Raw genomic sequence first — 16,688 nt, forward strand, 5'->3', positions numbered from 1 at the left:
CGCTCGTCAAGCGACTGACACCCCTGGTGAACGTTCCCCTCTCCCGCAAGCGGGAGAGGGGAACAAACCGTCAGCATGCAAGCGGGCGCTGCACATAATTTTACGAGAGATCCCATGGAATGCACCGAACTGGTCGAACACACAGGCTATGAAGCGCGCAGCATCGTGCGGCACAAAAACTGCTTGGTGCAGCCGGCCACGGACAACGTGGCGGAAGAACTCCCGGTGGCGCTGGTGTACAACGGCATCTCGCACGCCGTGATGATGGCCACGCCGCTGGACCTTGAGGCGTTCGCGGTCGGCTTCTCGCTGACCGAGGGCATCGTCGGGCGCAATGCCGAGATCCACGACCTGGAAGTGCGCGTGCACCCGCACGGCGCCGAGGTGCAGATGGAGATCAGCGAGCACGCCTTTGCCACCATGCGGGCCCGCCGGCGCGCGCTGGCGGGGCGCACCGGCTGCGGCGTCTGCGGCATCGAGAGCATCGAGCTGCTCGACCTGGAGCCGGCGCGCATGCCCGAGCCGGCCACCCGGCTGACGCCGTCGCGCGAGATGATCGAGCGCGCGGTCGCGGCGCTGCCGTCGCACCAGCGGCTGATGCAGGCCACCGGGGGCGTCCACGCCGCGGCCTGGTGCGATGCGGGCGGCGAGATCCTGCATGTGTTCGAGGATGTGGGCCGCCACAACGGCCTGGACAAGCTGATCGGCCACCTGGCGATGCAGCGCGTGGCGATGGACGACGGATTCGTGCTGCTGTCCAGCCGCGCCAGCTATGAACTGGTGCGCAAGGTGGCGCGCATGAATATCCAGATGCTGGCGACGATCTCGGCGCCGACCTCGCTGGCGATACGCATCGCCGAGCAGGCCGGTCTGCGCCTGCTCAGCTTCTGCCGCCAGGATGGTTATGTCGACTATACCGGCGCCGCACTGGATGCCGCCCGCGGAGGCGCAGCATGCTGAACTTTGACGAGGCGCAGGCGGTCTTCGCGATGTGCGCGGAGCCCGTGCGGCAGACCGAAACCGTGTGGCTGGGCCTGCTGACCGGCCGCGTGCTGGCCGGCGACGTGGCCGCGGTCATGGATACGCCCGCGGCGGACCGCAGTGCCATGGACGGCTATGCGGTGCGCTGTGAAGACTGCCGCGCTGACGCCTGCCTGCCGCTGCAGCAGGTCGTCTACGCCGGCACGCAGCCGCAGCCGCTGTTGCCCGGCCAGGCCATCCGCATCTACACCGGCGGCGTGATTCCACCCGGCGCCGGTGCCGTGGTCGCGCTGGAGGATGCCGAGGAAACCTATCGCGGCGTGGTCTGCGCGCGCGCACCCGTGGCGGGCCAGCATATCCGGCGCAAGGGCGAGGACGCCCGCCGGGGCGACCTGCTGCTGTCGGCGGGAACCCTGCTGCATGCGGGGCATATTGCCGCGCTGGCGTCGCAGGGACTGACGGAGGCCACGGTCTGCCGGCTGGTGGAGGTGGCCATCCTGACTTCGGGCGACGAGGTGGCGGCGCACGACGAGCCGCGCGACGTGTACCAGGTGCATGACGTCAATGGCCCGATGCTCGAGTCGCTGGTGCAGTCGATGGGCGCCGTGGTCAGTTGCCACCGCCACGTGCAGGACGACGAGCGCGCCTTGCACGACATGCTGCGGGAACTTGCCGCCGACGCCGACCTGGTGCTGGTCACCGGCGGTGCCTCGGTCGGCCAGCGCGACCTGGTCGCGGCGGCGCTGGCTTCGGCAGGCGGCGAGCTGCTTTGCCGTGGCGTCAACATGAAGCCCGGCAAGCCGGTCACGGTGGGGCGCCTGCGCGGCAAGCCCGTAGTATGCCTGCCCGGCAATCCGGCGGCGGCCTATGCCACCTTCGCGCTGCTGGTGACGCCGCTGCTGCGCCGCCTGCAGGGGCGCGCGGAGCTGTTCCCGCCGGTAGGCCGGGTCAGGGCGGCGCTGGCGGGCACCCGCCCGCACCGCGGCGATGCCTTCTGGCGCGTGGGCGAAATCGGCAACCTCGGCGGCCGCGAGAGCTTCGTGCAGGTCAATGCACAGCAGGGTGCCGCCTCGGTGTCGGCGCTCGGCCAGGCCAGCGGCTTTGTGCGGGTCGAACCCCAATGCACCGGACAACTCCAAAATGTGCCCCTGCCGTACTATGATCTTCATCGTTGGCTCAGCTGACAGCAGCCCGGGGCAAGGGCCGGACCAGGCACCGGCCGGGCGCAAGGGACATGGGAAGGGGAGCGCAGCGTGAAACTATATGAAAAGCTGGCTGCGGACATAGAAGCATTGGTGCAGCGGGGGGTGCTGTTGCCCGGCGAGCGGATTCCCTCGGTGCGGCAGACCAGCCAGCACCACCGCATGAGCATCACCACGGTGATCCGGGCCTACGTCTTGCTGGAGAGCCGCGGCATCATCGAAAGCCGGCCGCAGTCCGGCTATTTCGTGCGCGCGCGGCCGGGCGAGCCGGTGGTCGAGCTGCGCCCGTCCAGGCCCAGTGCCAAGCCCTCGGCGGTGGATGTCAGCGCGCTGGTGCTTTCCACGCTGCGTTCGATCCGTTCCGATGATGCCGTGCCGCTCGGTTCGCCCTATCCGGACCCTTCGCTGTTTCCGTGGCAGCGCATCAACCAGTACGCCAACAATATCGCGCGCCGCTATGCCAAGTGGACCATGCTCGACGACCTGCCGCCCGGCAGCCCCGAGCTGATCCGGCAGATCTCGCGCCGCTACCTGGAGAACGGCTACGCCATCGATCCGAACGAGGTGATCGTCACCATCGGCGCGACCGAGGCCATCAACCTCTGCCTGCAGGCGGTGGCCAGGCCGGGCGATACCATCGCAGTGGAGTCGCCAACCTTCTACGCCATGCTCCATGCTATCGAGCGGCTGGGCATGCGCGCCATCGAGGTGGCGACCGATCCGGTGGAAGGCATCGACATCGGCGAGCTGGCGCGGCTGATCGATGAAAAGGGCGTGGCCGCCTGCATGGTGATGCCCAATTTCCAGAACCCGCTCGGCTTCCAGATGCCCGATGAGAAGAAGCGCGCGCTGGTGGCCATGCTGACCGAGAAGGACATCCCCGTCATCGAGAACGACGTCTACGGCGAGCTCTATTACGGCGAGGCCCATCCCAGTTCATTGAAGGCGTTTGACAAGGCCGGCATCGTGCTGCATTGCTCCTCGTTCTCCAAGACGCTGACCAATGCCTACCGGATCGGCTGGGCGCTGCCGGGCCGCTACCGCGAGGCGGTGGAACGGCTCAAGTTCCTCAACACGCTGACCACGCCCGCCATTCCGCAGCTGGCGATTGCCGAGTTCCTGAAGAACGACGGCTACGACTTCCACCTGCGGCGGGTGCGCAAGGCCTATGCGCAGCAGGCCAACATCATGGCCGCCGCGGTGCGCAGGTTCTTCCCGGACGGCACCACCCCGTCGCGCCCTGCGGGAGGCTATGTGCTGTGGGTGCAGCTGCCGGAGGGCATCGATGCGATGGAGATGTACCACGCCGCGCTGGAGCACCGCATCACCATCGCGCCCGGGCATATGTTTGCGCCCGGGGCCACTTACCGCCATTGCATCCGGCTGAACTACAGCGGGGAATGGTCGCCCGGCATCGAGTCCGCCGTGCAGACGCTGGGCAGGATCGCGCAGCACCTGCTGGCGCGCAGCCGGGAGCCCGGCGAGCAAGAGCATGCAAGACGCTGATATCGATCCCGCCATGGTCGCGGCGCTCCAGGTCCTGTGGCAGGCTGGGCGCGAGGGCGGCGGCAGCCCCTGGTCGCTCGCCAAGATCGCGAAGCGGGCCCAGCTGCCAATGAGCGTGCTGCGGCGCGTGTTGACGCAACTGCAGGCCGCCGGACTGGCGGACGTGGCGATCGACGAGGAAGGCCGCGGTCACGCGAGCCTGACACCAGCCGGCGCGGAGCTTGCCGCGCAGGCTTTCCCGAATCCTGACTGAGTGGCCGAAAGCCGCGCCCGCGGCTCAGCCGCCGACCAGCGACATGCGCACCGTCGGGTACTGGCGCTTGCCGCTGGCCAGCCGGTCCGCGCGCAGCTCGGAGTAGCGGTCGCCGCGGGCCTGCCAGGCTTGCCGGACCGCGTCCGCAACGGCTTCATCGGGGCGCGCGGCACCCAGGTGCTGGCGCAGGTCGACAGAGCTGGTGGCGAACAGGCACAGGTAAAGCCGACCGTCGACCGAAACGCGTGCGCGGGTGCAATCGCCGCAGAACGGGTGCGAAACGCTGGAGATAAAACCCAGCTTCAGGCTGCCATCCGCCAGCAGGTAGTTGCTGGCGGTTTCGCCGTCGCGCCGGGTGACCGGCAGCAGCGCATGCGCGCGTTCGACCATGCCGCGGATCTCGTCGGACGGGACGACGCGTGACTGTGACCAGCCGCTCGGGCCTTCCACATCCATATATTCGATAAAGCGCAGCGTGACGTCGCTGCCACGGAAGTGCTCCACCAGCGGCAGCACCTGCTCGTCGTTGGTGCCGCGCTCGACCACGCAGTTGACCTTGACTGGTGCCAGGCCCGCCGCGATGGCCGCGTCGATGCCCTCCAGCACGCGCCCGACCGGGAAATCGACATCGTTCATGGCGCGGAAGATCTGGTCGTCCAGGCTGTCCAGGCTGACCGTGACCCGGCCCAGGCCTGCGTCGCGCAGCGAACGCGCCTTGCGGGCCAGCAGGCTGCCGTTGGTGGTCATGGCCACTTCCACCTGCCGGCCGTCCAGGGTACGCATGGCCGCAATGCGTTCGACCAGCGACTCGATGCCCTTGCGCAGCAGCGGCTCGCCGCCGGTCAGGCGCACTTTCTCAACGCCCAGGCCGACAAAGGCGCGCACGATGCGCAGCAGTTCCGCATCGGACAGGCGCTGCTCAGGCGACAGGAACGGGTAGTCGCGCCCGAAGCGCTCCTTGGGCATGCAGTAGGTGCAGCGGAAGTTGCACTGGTCGATCACCGAGAGCCGCAGGTCGCGCAGCGGACGGCCCAGCTGGTCCCGGCAGGCGGGTGATGCGTGGTCCGGCTCGGGCGCCTCAAGACTGCGGGCGGCGGGCATTTCTTGCACAAGCGCTGCTTGCATGGCGAATCTCCCGGGGGCAATGGGGTAGGGCATGGCGCATGCCATGCCCTCCATGGTAGGGACCGATCGCCGCCCGGCAGGCGTACAAATCGGCAGGAGCGGAAGCAGAACAGTTCCGGCGGGGCCGGTATGGCTGCGTCGGGGCGCCTCATTCGCGCGGCGCCCGGATGCGCACCGTCGCGGTCTGGCCGGCGATCAGGTGGACCCCGGCGGGCACCTGGTCCAGTGCGATTCGCACCGGTATGCGCTGGGCCAGGCGCACCCAGTTGAAGGTCGGGTTGACGCTGGGCAGCATGTTGGGCCCGATGGCGCGGTCCTGGTCCTCGATGCCGGGCGCAATGCTCTGCACATGTCCGCGCAAGGGAGTGCGCTGGCCCATGATATGCACTTCGGCGGCGCTGCCGACGCGGATCGCGGGCAGCTTGGTTTCCTCGAAATAGCCTTCCACGTACTGCGAGCCGCTGGCCACCACCGACAGGGCCGGCCTGCCGCGGGTGGCAAAGTCGCCGACGCGCGGCAGGCGGTCGCTGGCATGGCCGTCGACCGGGCTGGTCACGCGGCAGCGGGCCAGGTTGAGCCTGGCCACGTCCACCGCGGCATCGGCTTCGTCGATGCGCGCCTGCGCGGCGGCCACGGCGGCCACGGCGGCCGCGTTCGCCGCCTGGCGCCGGCCCAGTGCCAGCGCGGCGCGCGCCGACGCGGCCTCGGCCTGGGCCTGTTTCAGGGCCAGGCTGAAGCGCTCCTGGTCCACCACGAACAGGACCTGGCCGCGTTGCACCCGGGCGTTGTCGCCGACGAGCACGGCAGTGACCAGGCCGGACACGTCCGGCGCGACCTGGATCACTTCTGCGCGCACATGGCCGTCGCGGGTCCAGGGCGCCTCGGTGTAGTACTGCCACAAATGCCAGGCGGTCAGCGCCGCGGCGACCACGGCCGCCAGGGTCACCGCAACGGGGCCGAGCAGCGAAAGCTTGCGAATCATGATGGGGCCTGCCAGAGGAGCGCGACGAGCGCGCCCAGTACAAGGATATAGAGCGAGAAATTGAACAAGGACCGGTGCCAGACGATGCGGTAGAAGCCGATCCGGGCGAGCACGGCGCGCACGCCGGCGGTCACCGCGAACGCGGCCAGCATCCACACCACGGTGGCCGGCACGAAGACGCCGTACAGGTCGAACTCAGTGGCGTGCATGGGGCTCTCCTTCGGTAGGCGGATACAGGGCCAGCCGCAGGGTGGCCAGTGCCGCCAGCGCCGTGCGGGGGCTGCCGTGCGCCGACGAGGCCAGCGCCGCGAAGGCCGCGTCGATCTGCGCCGCCAGTGCCGGAGCGGGCGGGCTGGCATGGCCGGTGCGCGCGCACTGGCGGTAGTGGCGTGCCACGCCGGCCAGCACGCGCTCCACGGCACGGCGGTGCGGCGCAGGCACGCCAGCGGGGGCGCGCCGCAGCGCGAGCGCGGCGGATTCGACCAGGAAGTCGGCAACGGCGCTGCCGGCGTGCCTGCCGCTGGCATTGTTGCGGCGGGTCAATGGCGGCCACTGGCGCAGCAGCCGGTCCAGCATGCGGCCGCGCAGCCGCGCGCTGTTGACCGGCGCGCGCGGGTGCGCCGCCAGCGCGATCTCGTTCCAGTTGGCCCGGGCCAGCCGGTAGGCCACCAGCTGCTGGCCGAAGGGCTGCATCAGGACCGCCCACAAGGCCGCGAACACCAGCGCCGCCAGGCTTGCCAGGCTGCTGTTGAAGATGCCGGCGAAACTTGCCGCGGTCAGGTGCTGCGGGCCCGGGAACGATGCCGCCGTGACCGCCAGCAACACGCCGAACAGCGCATTGCGCGGCTGCGTGGTCATGGCGCCGATGACCAGGTAGGGGCCGCACAGCAGGGCGGCCAGCGAGCCAAAGTCATGGGCCAGCTGCAGCACCACGAACTGGTAGTACCAGGACAGCAACGCACAGCCGATGCTCCACGCGATCACCCGGCCGGCCATCAGCCGCGGCTCCGCGGTGGTGGCGATAAAGCAGCTGGCAAGCGCGGCCAGGCCGACCGGGACGGCGCCATCGACCCACCCCGACACCATCCACAACAGGCCCGCGACGAAGGTGGCCGAGCCGGCGGTGGCGCCGCGGAACAACAGTTGCGCGTGGTCATGGTGCCGCGCCTGCCCGGCGGGTTCCACGCGGTAGCGCAGCGCGGTGGGCTCGCTCCCGCCCTGGCGCAGGCTGGCCTGCAGCAGGCGGCAGTCTTGCCAGAGGTCGCCCAGTTCGTCCAGGTAGGTGCAGGTCGCCGCGACCAGCCGTGCATGCCAGTCCGCGGGTGCGGCGGGCGTGGTGCCTGCCGGGTACCAGGAAGGCGGCGGCCGGGACGCGCCGGCGTCGCCGGCGATCCAGGCCAGCGTGGCGCGCATGCGCTGCGCGACGGTGTCAGGCATGCCCGCCGGATGCCGGTGCAAGGCGCCGGCGGCATCGGCCAGCGCCAGCACCAGCGGCAGCAGGGCCGTCATGCGCTGGTGCAGGGCACGTGCGCGCCGCAGGGTCAGGGCGCCGTCGGCTTCATAGGTCAGCTGCGCCAGCTGGGTTTCCATTGCCAGGATATCGGCGGCCAGCAGGCTGAAGCTGTCATGGCGCTGGCCCGCGCTGGCGCCGGCGGCCAGCACGTCGGTGATCCAGCGCGAGGCGTGGTCCAGCCACGCCGACGCGCGCGCGGCCAGCGCCGGCGTGGTGCGCGAGGGAAACACCACCGCGCTGACCACGCTGGCGCAGACGATGCCGATGACGATTTCCTCGATGCGGGTGAGGGCCACGTCGAAGACCGTGGCCGGGTTGGTGACCGTCGGCAGCGCCACGATCGGCAGCGTATAGGCGGCCAGCAGGCAGATGTAGTTGCGCGGCGCCGGCTCCAGCAAGGACAGGTAGAGCAGGGTGCCGGTCCAGCACGCGATCGCGGCCATCAGCAGCACCGGCTCGTCGACCAGCCAGGGCACCAGCGCCACCGCGCACACCGCGCCCAGCAGCGTGCCGAAGACGCGGTAGGTGCCCTTGGCATAGGTGGCGCCGGCCAGCGGGCTGGACACCAGGTAGACGGTGGCCATGGCCCAGTAGGGCCGCGGCAGCCCGAGCGCCAGCGCCACGTAGAGCGCCAGCATTGCCGCGCCGAACACCTTCAGCGAATGCAGCCAGGGTGCAAGGTCGGGGCGTCCCGCCCAGGCTGCCGCGAGCGTGTCGAACACGCCGGCGGTGCGCGCGGGCAGCGCGGGACGGGAGAGCGGGCCAGAGGACGGCATGGCTTCAGTTGGCAAGCCCGGCTGCCCGCATCAGCAGCTTCATCAGGCTGGCGCAGACGAAGACGGTGCCGACCCCCGCCAGCCACAGCGCCAGCAGCCAGCCCAGGCGGGCCGCCAGCCGCGATTGCGGGATCCTGGCCATCAGTGGTACCCCTCCCCGCGCTTGACCTTGCCGCGAAACACGTAATAGGACCAGGAGGTGTAGGCCAGGATGATCGGCACGATGAACAGGGTGCCGACCAGCGCGAAGCCCTGGCTTTGCGGGGGCGACGACGCATCGAAGATCGAGATCGACGGCGGGATGATATTGGGCCAGATGCTGATGGCAAGCCCGGTATAGCCCATGAAGATCATCAGCAGCGCGTACAGGAACGGCGACACGTTCGGGTGCTTGCGCAGGGACCGGTAGATGCCGAAGGCCGAGAACAGCACCAGCAGCGGCACCGGCAGGAAGAAGAACAGGTTGGGCAGCGCGAACCAGCGTTGCGCGATCTCCGGATGGGTCAGCGGCGTCCACACGCTCACCGCGGCGACCATTGCCAGCATCACGCCGGTCAGCACGTTGGTCACGCGCAGCATGGTCCATTGCAGGCGGCCCTCGGTCTTCATGATGAGCCAGGTGACCCCGAGGAAGGCATAGGTGATCACCACGCCCACGCCGCAGAAGACCGGGAACGGCGCCAGCCAGTCGAGCGCGCCGCCGGTGAAGGTGGCGCCTTCCATGGCGATGCCGTCGATATAGGCGCCCAGTGTCACGCCCTGGAAGAAGGCGGCGAGCACAGATCCCCACGTGAACGCGGCATCCCAGTACGGGCGGCTGCGGTCGCTGGCCTTGAAGCGGAATTCAAAGGCCACGCCGCGGAAGATCAGCCCCATCAGCATGAACATCAGCGGCAGGTAGAAGGCGCTGAGCAGCACCGAGTAGGCCAGCGGGAAGGCGCCCAGCAGCGCCGCGCCGCCCAGCACCAGCCAGGTTTCGTTGCCGTCCCAGACCGGGGCCACCGTGTTCATCATGACGTCGCGGTCATGACGGTCGCCGACGAAGGGAAAGAGAATGCCGATGCCAAGATCGAATCCGTCCATGATGACGTACATCATCACACCGAAGAAGATCAGGGCGGCCCAGATAACGGGAAGGTTGATACCCATGTTGATCACCTGTTCAGGATTCGCGCTGGCCGTGCGGGGCCATCGGGTTGGGTGTGGAAGCCGCGGCGATGGCGGCGGGGACGACGCTGCCGGGGCCGTAGGACGGCTCTTCGTGCGGGTGCGCGTCGGGGGCGGGGCCGGCGCTGGCCAGCTTGAGCATGTAGCGGATGCCCACGCCGAAGCAGACGAAGTAGATCACCACGAACAGTGCCAGCGACAGCGCCACCGGGCCGGCCGCATGCGCGGAAACGGCATCATGGGTACGCAGCAGTCCATAGACCACCCACGGCTGGCGGCCGATCTCGGTGGTCATCCAGCCGGCCAGCAGCGCGACCAGGCCGGCGGGGCCCATCACCACCGCGAGGCGCAGGAAGGCCTTGGACCGGTACAGCGCGCCGTTGCGGCGCAGCACCCAGCCCAGCAGGCCGAACAGGATCATCGCCACCCCCAGGCCAACCATGATGCGGAAGGTGAAGAACAGCACTGTGGCATTGGGGCGGTCTTCCCTGGGGAAGTCCTTCAGGCCACGGATCTGGCCGTCAAGGCTGTGTGTGAGGATCAGGCTGCCCAGGCGCGGAATCTCGATGGCGTAGCGGGTTTCCTCGCGTTCCATGTCGGGGATGCCGAAGACGATCAGCGGGAAGCCGGCCTTGTCATCCTTGGCCGCGGTGTTCCAGTGCCCCTCCATCGCCGCGATCTTGGCGGGCTGGTGCTCCAGCGTGTTCAGGCCGTAGGCGTCGCCCACCACCGCCTGGATCGGCGCCGCGATCAGCACCATCCACAGCGCCATCGACAGCATCTTGCGGGCGGCGGGCACGGCGCGGTCATGCAGCAGCTGCCAGGCCGAGGATGCCGCCACGAACAGTGCCGTCGACAGCAGCGCGGCGATCACCATGTGCGCCAGGCGGTAGGGGAACGACGGGTTGAAGATCACCTCGAGCCAGTCGGTCGGCACCACCTTGCCGGCAACGATGACGTAGCCGGCCGGTGTATGCATCCAGCTGTTCGATGCCAGGATCCAGGTGGAGGAAATCATGGTGCCGAGCGCCACCATCACCGTCGAGAAGAAGTGCAGCCCCGGCCCGACCCGGTTCCAGCCGAACAGCATCACGCCCAGGAAGCCCGCTTCCAGGAAGAAGGCGGTCAGCACCTCGTAGGTCAGCAGCGGTCCGGTGACGCTTCCCGCAAACTGCGAGAAGCCAGACCAGTTGGTGCCGAACTCATAGGCCATGACCAGGCCGGAAACGACCCCCATGCCGAAGTTCAACGCGAAGATCTTGATCCAGAACTGGTACAGGGTCCTGTACACCGAGTCCTTGGTGTAGAGCCAGCGTGCTTCCAGGAACGCCAGGAAACATGCCAGCCCGATCGTGATGGCGGGAAATAATATGTGGAAGGAAACCGTGAATCCGAACTGGATTCGAGCGAGTTCCAGGGCTGTGAGTCCGTACATCGATGTGCTCTCCGTGGGGTGGCCGCCGGCACGACGGCGTGTCGCGCGAGACTGTGTCCGGTCCCGCAATTGACTTGATGAATGAAATCGTCCAGTTGGTCGTCAGGCTAGGCGCGAGGAGGCGCCATAGCCGTAGCCATGGCAACGACGAGCAACGACGCATGGCGGGCAACTGGGCGATTTCATATCGGGTCAATTGCGGGACAGGACACCATGGACAAGCGTAAGGACTACAGCCTGCCCGCTAGGGATACAGTTCTTGCGGAACCGTTCAAGCTCAGTTCTTCAGGCCGGAAGCAGCGCTTGCCAGGCACTTCGCGCCACCGGTACAGATGACGCGATTGCGCGGGATCACAGTCATGCGACAGGATCCCGCGGCACCAGTCAGGAGGCTCTCGGGTGTGCGCTGCGAAGATGGATCAGGACGCAGCGGACGGCCGGCGCGAGCGCTCAGCTGAACAGCTTCATGGCCTTGCCGAGGGTCGACCAGATCCCCGCGCCCAGCGGGATCAGCACGTATGCCCAGAACGCGAGCAGCAGCAGCGTCTTGCCGAAAGTACGGTCGTCTTGCACGGTGGTGTCTCCTGTGTATTGGTATCGGAAGCCGGGGTGGCGCTCAGGCTGCGCTGGTGGCTTCGCGCAGGTGGTGGCGCTCATGCACCGGCCGGATCAGCAGGTTGCAGACGAACCCCGCCACCAGCAGGCCGGCCATGATGTGCAGGGTGTCGACATAGACCTCTGACCTGGGCACACCCATGGCCAGCTTGTGCTCGCGGATGTAGTTGACCAGCGCCGGGCCGGCAATGCCGGCGGCGGCCCAGGCGGTCAGCAGGCGGCCATGGATGCCGCCGACGTAGGCCGTGCCGAACATGTCCGCCAGGTAGGCGGGAATGGTGCTGAAGCCGCCGCCATACATGGTCAGGATCAGGAAGTAGCAGACCACGAACAGGGCCACGTTGCCGGACGAGCCGACGGCCGGCACCGCCATGTACAACGCGGCGCCGAAGGCGAAGAAGATGGCATAGGTGATCTTGCGGCCGAAGTAGTCGCTGGCGGAGCTCCACAGGAAGCGCCCCGTCATGTTGCCGATGCTGAGCAGGCCGACGAAGCCGGCGGCGGCTGCCGCAGTGATGCTGCCCTTGAAGGTTTCCTGGATCATCACCGCAGCCTGGCCCAGCACGCCGATGCCGGCGGTGATGTTCAGGAACAGGATCACCCACAGCAGGTAGAATTGCGGCGTCTTCAGCGCCTGGTCGATGTGCACGTTGGCGTGCGTGACCATCTTGCGGGCCTTGGTGGTGGGTACGTAGCCCGGGGGCGCCCAGCCCGGGGCCGGGATGCGGATGGCCAGCGCCCCGATCGACATCGAGATGAAGTAGATCACGCCCATCACCAGGAAGGTCTGAGCCACGCCCGCGCTGGTCGCGCTCTTGAAGTAGTTCATCAGCGCGACCGACAGCGGCGCGCCGATCATCGCGCCGCCGCCGAAGCCCATGATCGCCATGCCGGTGGCCATGCCGCGGCGGTCGGGAAACCAGCGGATCAGCGTGGACACCGGCGACACGTAGCCCAGCCCCAGCCCGATCCCGCCCAGCACGCCGTAGCCCAGGTACAGCAGCCAGATCTGGTGCAGCCAGATGCCCAGCGCCGAAACCAGGAAGCCGCCGCCGAAGCAGCACGCGGCCGTGAACATGGTGCGCCGCGGCCCGACCTTCTCCAGCCACTTGCCGGCAAAGGCGGCAGAGATGCCGAGGAAGAAGATCGCCAGCGAGAACACCCAGCCCAGCGTGGTCAGTTGCCAGTCGCCCGGCGCGGACTGCGTGACGCCGAGGATCCGCGTCAGCGGCTCGTTGAAGACCGAGAAGGCATAGGCCTGGCCAATGCACAGGTGCACCGCCAGCGCGGCCGGCGGCACCATCCAGCGGTTGAAGCCGGGGCGGGCGATGATGGCCTCCTTGGAGAAGGCCGACGGGCGTGATGCTGGCCGGGACGGCGACGCGTGCTGGGACTTCTGCGAGGGCGTTTGCGCTTGCGCGGGGTATGACATGAAGGTGTCTCCTACCTGGAAGTGGCAGCCTCTTTTTTGCGCGTGATGCGACGGGCTGGAGTGCGTGGTTCAGCAAAAGCCATGCCCAAGGCGCAATCCCTTTGTCGTCAATGGATTGCGTCGCGCGGCCCCGCGCGCCGGGGCGCAGCCTTGGACAAAATGTCCGGACGGAGGCCCGTTGCCCGGGCCAAAATGTCCATGTGCGGCGGCCGGCTCGGTTTAATTCCCAATACAGCCGGGTGGCCGACTGTCGCTAGACTCTTCCCTTGCCCCGCAACAACTAAAGTGATGAGCGAAAGACAAAGCAACCCGCCCGATGCCGACAACTGGCAGCGTCGCACGATCCTGGTGGTGGACGACGAGGCCGGCATGCGTTCGTTCCTGTCGCGCGCGCTCGAAGGCAAGGTGGGCAGCGTGGTGACGGCCGACAGCGCCGAAGCGGGTGCCGCGCTGCTGGAGCAACGGCATTTCGACCTGATCCTGCTCGATGTGGCGCTGCCCGGTGCCAGCGGGATGGAGTGGCTCAAGGCACTGCGCGCGGCCGGCAACCCCGCCGACGTGATCCTGATGACGGCCTTCGCCGACATGGACACGGCGATTGCCGCGCTGCGCTCGGGCGCCGCGGACTTCATCGTCAAGCCGTTCCGGGTCGACCAGATGCTCAATGCGATCCGGCGCTGCTTCGACCGGACCCGGCTCACGCGCGAGAACTACCTGCTGCGCCGCGAGCTGGACAAGTACACCATCCACAAGCACTTCATCGGCGAGTCCGAAGCGATGAAGAAGGTCATGGCGCTGGTGGCACGGGTGGCACCGATGCCATCGACGGTACTGGTGACGGGCGAGTCCGGCACCGGCAAGGAAGTGGTGGCGCGCGAGCTGCATCGCCTGAGCGGACGGCAGGGCCAGTTCGTGCCGCTCAACTGCGGCGCGATGGCGCCCGAGATCATTGAAAGCGAATTGTTCGGCCACGCCAAGGGTGCCTTCACCGGCGCGGCCGGCGGGCGCCATGGCCTGTTTCTCTATGCCGACGGCGGCACGCTGTTCCTGGACGAGATCTCGGAGCTGCCGCTGCCGATGCAGGCCAAGCTGTTGCGGGTGATCGAGGACCGGCGCATCCGGCCGCTCGGCACCGAGCGCGAGATTGCCGTGGATGTGCGCATCGTCGCGGCCTGCAACCGCAACCTGGCCAACGAGGTCGCCGCCGGGCGCTTCCGCCAGGACCTGTTCTACCGGCTCGATGTCGTGTCCGTAGCCATCCCGCCGTTGCGCACGCGGCCGGAAGACATCGTGCCGCTGGCCGAGCATTTCTCGGAGCAGCTGTCGGCCCAGCTCGGGCTGCCGGCGGTGCCGCTGTCGCCCTCATTGATCCGGGTGCTCAAGGGCTACGACTGGCCAGGCAATGCGCGCGAACTGCGCAACCTGGTGGAGCGGGCGCTGATTCTTGGCGAATACCCGGTCGAGCTGCTCGCGCACCAGGCCGATCCGGCTCAAGCCAACCTTCCGGAGGAAGGGCGCGAGGATGCAGCCATGCCGGCCGATGACGGCACGCTGCTGGAGTCGGTGGAGCGGCGGCACATCCTGCAGGTGCTGGCGGCCGAGGGCGGCAACCGGGTGGAAGCGGCGCGCCGGCTTGGCATCTCGCGCCGCACGCTGGACCGCAAATGCCTGCAGTGGGGCCTGCGTCCTTGAGCCCGGCTGCGCTGCTGCGCCACTATCGCGCCTCGCTGCGGGCCAAGCTTGTATCCATCGTGGTCGCGCCCCTGCTGGTGGCGCTGCTGGCACTGCTGCTGATCATGGGGTTGTGGGGCAATCGCGCGTTCCAGGCCTTGCTTGCCTACAAGGTCAACAGCGACCTGCTGGTCGCCCACGAGTATTTCGAGCATATGGTGGGCGGCGTGGGCGACCGTGTCCTGCAGGAGGCGAGGTCATATGCGCTGGTGGACGGACTTCGCCGCGGCGGCGCCATGCCCGGGATCCTGGCTGACGCGCGGCGCACGCATGGGCTCGATTTCCTGCAGTTGCTCGATCCGCAAGGGCGGCTGCTTGCCGCTGCGCCTGCCGGTGCGGCAGGGGCGGATTACGCAGCCTGGCGCGTGGTGGCCAGCGCCGCCGCCGGCCGCACGGACGCCGCCACCGACGTATGGTCTGCCACGCAACTGGCCGCGGTTTCCGGCGAGGCTGCCCGACGCGCACAGGTGGCGCTACGCCCCACCGCCAACGCAGCGCCGACCGACAGGACCCAGGAAAGCCGCGGCATGGTGATGCACGCAGCCGCACCGGTATTTGACCAGGCGGGAACGCTGGTGGCGATCCTGCATGGCGGCACGCTGCTGAACCACAACCTCGGCTTCATCGACACGATCAACGCGCTGGTCTACCAGCCGGAATCGCTGCCTCGTGGCAGCGAGGGCACGGCGACCCTGTTCCTGGACGACACGCGCATTGCCACCAACGTTCGGCTGTTCCATGGCGAGCGCGCCCTGGGAACGCGGGTCTCCCGCGAGGTGCGCGACAAGGTGCTGCTGCGCGGCGAGAAATGGCTGGACCTGGCGTTCGTGGTCAGCGACTGGTACATGAGCGCCTATGAGCCGATCGTGGACAGCCGCGGCGAGCGGATCGGCATGCTCTATGTTGGCTATCTTGCCAGGCCCATCGGCCAGGTGAAGAACCTGGCTTTTGGGGTCCTGGTGGGCCTGTTCCTGCTGCTGGGCGTGGCGGGGTCGTTATTGGCCTTGTTCTGGGCCAGGCGCGTGTTCGCGCCGATGGCGCGGATGGTCGGCACCATGCAGGCGCTGAAGGCGGGCGACGCCGATGCGCGCGTGGGCCCGGTGCGCAGCGAAGACGAGCTCGGCCAGCTCGCCAGTCAGTTCGACCAGCTGCTGTCGGCCCTGCGGCAGCGCAATGACCAGCTCAGGGACTGGGCGGACTCGCTCGATCGCAAGGTGGCCGAGCGCACGCGCGAGCTGGAGGACGCAAACGCCGAGCTGCGTGCCACCCGGCAGCAGCTGATCACGTCGGAGAAGCTCGTCGTCGCAGGGCACCTTACAGCGGGCGTGGCACATGAGATCAACAATCCGATCGCGGTCATCCAGGGCAACCTGGACGTGGCGCGCGAGATTCTTGGCCCGGCTGCCGAGCCAGTCCGGCACGAGCTGAGGCTGATCGACGAGCAGGTGCGGCGTATCCACCTGCTGACCAACCGGCTGCTGCAGTTTGTCCGGCCAGAGGCCTACGCGGGCAATATGGAGCGCCTGGATGCGGGCGAGGTGGCGGCTGGCTGCGTCGACCTGGTCCAGCACATGCTGAAGGGCGCGTCGATCCGGGTCGAGCTGGACTGCCTGGCCACGCGGCAGGTGCGCATCAGCCGCAGCGAGCTGCAGCAGGTGGTGGTCAACCTGCTGACCAATGCCATCCACGCCATGCCCGAGGGCGGCACGCTCACGCTCGGCACGCGCGACTGGGACGGGCAGGGCGTGACGCTGCATGTGCGCGACACCGGGCACGGCATCCGGGAAGAAGACGTGCCCAACCTGTTCAATCCGTTCTTCACGACCAAGAAGCAGATGGGGACGGGCCTCGGGCTTTCCATCAGCTATGCGCTGGTGGAGCGCTACGGCGGCCGCATTACCGTGGAGAGCGCGGTGGGGCAGGGGGCGGAGTTTATTGTCTGGCTGCGCGAGGACGGGGCGGCCCCGGCG

The 16,688-nt window shown here is 68.3% G+C and carries 15 protein-coding genes; 6 read left to right on the forward strand and 9 right to left on the reverse strand.

Annotated elements, in window-relative coordinates; translation table 11 throughout:
- Positions 1–114: 114 nt before the first annotated feature.
- From fdhD to AC3WRI_RS01840, 4 genes are all read left to right on the forward strand, one after another.
- On the forward strand, positions 115–960 hold the full coding sequence (gene fdhD / locus AC3WRI_RS01825; protein ID WP_010814455.1) for a formate dehydrogenase accessory sulfurtransferase FdhD: 846 nt from the start codon (positions 115–117) through the stop codon (positions 958–960).
- A complete protein-coding gene (locus AC3WRI_RS01830; RefSeq protein ID WP_492292429.1) occupies positions 954–2,165 on the forward strand; it encodes a molybdopterin molybdotransferase MoeA in 1,212 nt (403 codons plus the stop codon). The genes fdhD and AC3WRI_RS01830 overlap by 7 nt, the downstream gene beginning before the upstream one ends.
- Before the next feature lie 69 nt (positions 2,166–2,234).
- Positions 2,235–3,689, forward strand: coding sequence for an aminotransferase-like domain-containing protein (locus tag AC3WRI_RS01835; protein WP_492292431.1), 1,455 nt, complete (start codon positions 2,235–2,237; stop codon positions 3,687–3,689).
- Positions 3,676–3,942, forward strand: a complete 267-nt coding sequence (locus AC3WRI_RS01840) for a helix-turn-helix domain-containing protein (RefSeq protein ID WP_010814452.1) — start codon at positions 3,676–3,678, stop codon at positions 3,940–3,942. Before AC3WRI_RS01835 ends, AC3WRI_RS01840 begins: the two co-directional genes overlap by 14 nt.
- A gap of 24 nt (positions 3,943–3,966) precedes the next feature.
- Here the strand turns inward: AC3WRI_RS01840 and moaA are convergent, their stop codons facing one another.
- From moaA to AC3WRI_RS01885, 9 genes are all read right to left on the reverse strand, one after another.
- A complete protein-coding gene (gene moaA, locus AC3WRI_RS01845; protein ID WP_492292433.1) occupies positions 3,967–5,067 on the reverse strand; it encodes a GTP 3',8-cyclase MoaA in 1,101 nt (366 codons plus the stop codon).
- A 148-nt stretch (positions 5,068–5,215) separates the two neighbouring features.
- On the reverse strand, positions 5,216–6,049 hold the full coding sequence (locus tag AC3WRI_RS01850) for an HlyD family secretion protein (RefSeq protein ID WP_011617255.1): 834 nt from the start codon (positions 6,047–6,049) through the stop codon (positions 5,216–5,218).
- The gene (locus AC3WRI_RS01855) at positions 6,046–6,258 is read right to left on the reverse strand and encodes a DUF1656 domain-containing protein (protein WP_010814449.1); all 213 of its coding nucleotides are present in this window, start codon (positions 6,256–6,258) and stop codon (positions 6,046–6,048) included. The genes AC3WRI_RS01850 and AC3WRI_RS01855 overlap by 4 nt, the downstream gene beginning before the upstream one ends.
- A complete protein-coding gene (locus tag AC3WRI_RS01860; RefSeq protein ID WP_231881441.1) occupies positions 6,245–8,353 on the reverse strand; it encodes an FUSC family protein in 2,109 nt (702 codons plus the stop codon). The genes AC3WRI_RS01855 and AC3WRI_RS01860 overlap by 14 nt, the downstream gene beginning before the upstream one ends.
- Positions 8,343–8,480, reverse strand: a complete 138-nt coding sequence (locus AC3WRI_RS01865; RefSeq protein ID WP_010809252.1) for a DUF2474 family protein — start codon at positions 8,478–8,480, stop codon at positions 8,343–8,345. The genes AC3WRI_RS01860 and AC3WRI_RS01865 overlap by 11 nt, the downstream gene beginning before the upstream one ends.
- Positions 8,480–9,487 (reverse strand): cytochrome d ubiquinol oxidase subunit II, encoded by a 1,008-nt coding sequence (gene cydB, locus AC3WRI_RS01870; protein ID WP_010809253.1) that lies wholly within the window; start codon positions 9,485–9,487, stop codon positions 8,480–8,482. The genes AC3WRI_RS01865 and cydB overlap by 1 nt, the downstream gene beginning before the upstream one ends.
- Positions 9,488–9,500: 13 nt before the next feature.
- Positions 9,501–10,940, reverse strand: a complete 1,440-nt coding sequence (locus AC3WRI_RS01875) for a cytochrome ubiquinol oxidase subunit I (RefSeq protein WP_492292435.1) — start codon at positions 10,938–10,940, stop codon at positions 9,501–9,503.
- A gap of 450 nt (positions 10,941–11,390) precedes the next feature.
- Positions 11,391–11,513: an MFS transporter small subunit gene (locus tag AC3WRI_RS01880; RefSeq protein WP_010809255.1), complete on the reverse strand. Its 123-nt coding sequence runs from the start codon at positions 11,511–11,513 to the stop codon at positions 11,391–11,393.
- 43 nt (positions 11,514–11,556) lie between these two features.
- The gene (locus tag AC3WRI_RS01885) at positions 11,557–12,987 is read right to left on the reverse strand and encodes an L-lactate MFS transporter (RefSeq protein ID WP_010809256.1); all 1,431 of its coding nucleotides are present in this window, start codon (positions 12,985–12,987) and stop codon (positions 11,557–11,559) included.
- 288 nt (positions 12,988–13,275) lie between these two features.
- On the opposite strand from AC3WRI_RS01885, the gene AC3WRI_RS01890 reads away from it, so the two are divergent.
- Together AC3WRI_RS01890 and AC3WRI_RS01895 are read left to right on the forward strand one after the other, a co-directional pair.
- The gene (locus tag AC3WRI_RS01890; protein WP_439669104.1) at positions 13,276–14,679 is read left to right on the forward strand and encodes a sigma-54-dependent transcriptional regulator; all 1,404 of its coding nucleotides are present in this window, start codon (positions 13,276–13,278) and stop codon (positions 14,677–14,679) included.
- The coding region (locus AC3WRI_RS01895) for a sensor histidine kinase (RefSeq protein WP_492292437.1) at positions 14,652–16,688 on the forward strand (2,037 nt) is incomplete at its 3' end. The genes AC3WRI_RS01890 and AC3WRI_RS01895, both read left to right, overlap by 28 nt.

The organism is Cupriavidus sp. FW305-27 (assembly GCF_058787995.1).

Excerpts from the sequence above, each read along its gene's own strand:
- AC3WRI_RS01850 (WP_011617255.1), bottom strand. The coding sequence starts at position 6,049 with ATGATTCGCAAGCTTTCGCTGCTCGGCCCCGTTGCGGTGACCCTGGCG.
- AC3WRI_RS01885 (WP_010809256.1), bottom strand. The coding sequence starts at position 12,987 with ATGTCATACCCCGCGCAAGCGCAAACGCCCTCGCAGAAGTCCCAGCAC.
- AC3WRI_RS01875 (WP_492292435.1), bottom strand. The coding sequence starts at position 10,940 with ATGTACGGACTCACAGCCCTGGAACTCGCTCGAATCCAGTTCGGATTC.
- AC3WRI_RS01830 (WP_492292429.1), top strand. The coding sequence starts at position 954 with ATGCTGAACTTTGACGAGGCGCAGGCGGTCTTCGCGATGTGCGCGGAG.
- fdhD (WP_010814455.1), top strand. The coding sequence starts at position 115 with ATGGAATGCACCGAACTGGTCGAACACACAGGCTATGAAGCGCGCAGC.
- AC3WRI_RS01890 (WP_439669104.1), top strand. The coding sequence starts at position 13,276 with ATGAGCGAAAGACAAAGCAACCCGCCCGATGCCGACAACTGGCAGCGT.
- AC3WRI_RS01865 (WP_010809252.1), bottom strand. The coding sequence starts at position 8,480 with ATGGCCAGGATCCCGCAATCGCGGCTGGCGGCCCGCCTGGGCTGGCTG.
- AC3WRI_RS01855 (WP_010814449.1), bottom strand. The coding sequence starts at position 6,258 with ATGCACGCCACTGAGTTCGACCTGTACGGCGTCTTCGTGCCGGCCACC.
- cydB (WP_010809253.1), bottom strand. The coding sequence starts at position 9,487 with ATGGGTATCAACCTTCCCGTTATCTGGGCCGCCCTGATCTTCTTCGGT.
- moaA (WP_492292433.1), bottom strand. The coding sequence starts at position 5,067 with ATGCAAGCAGCGCTTGTGCAAGAAATGCCCGCCGCCCGCAGTCTTGAG.
- AC3WRI_RS01840 (WP_010814452.1), top strand. The coding sequence starts at position 3,676 with ATGCAAGACGCTGATATCGATCCCGCCATGGTCGCGGCGCTCCAGGTC.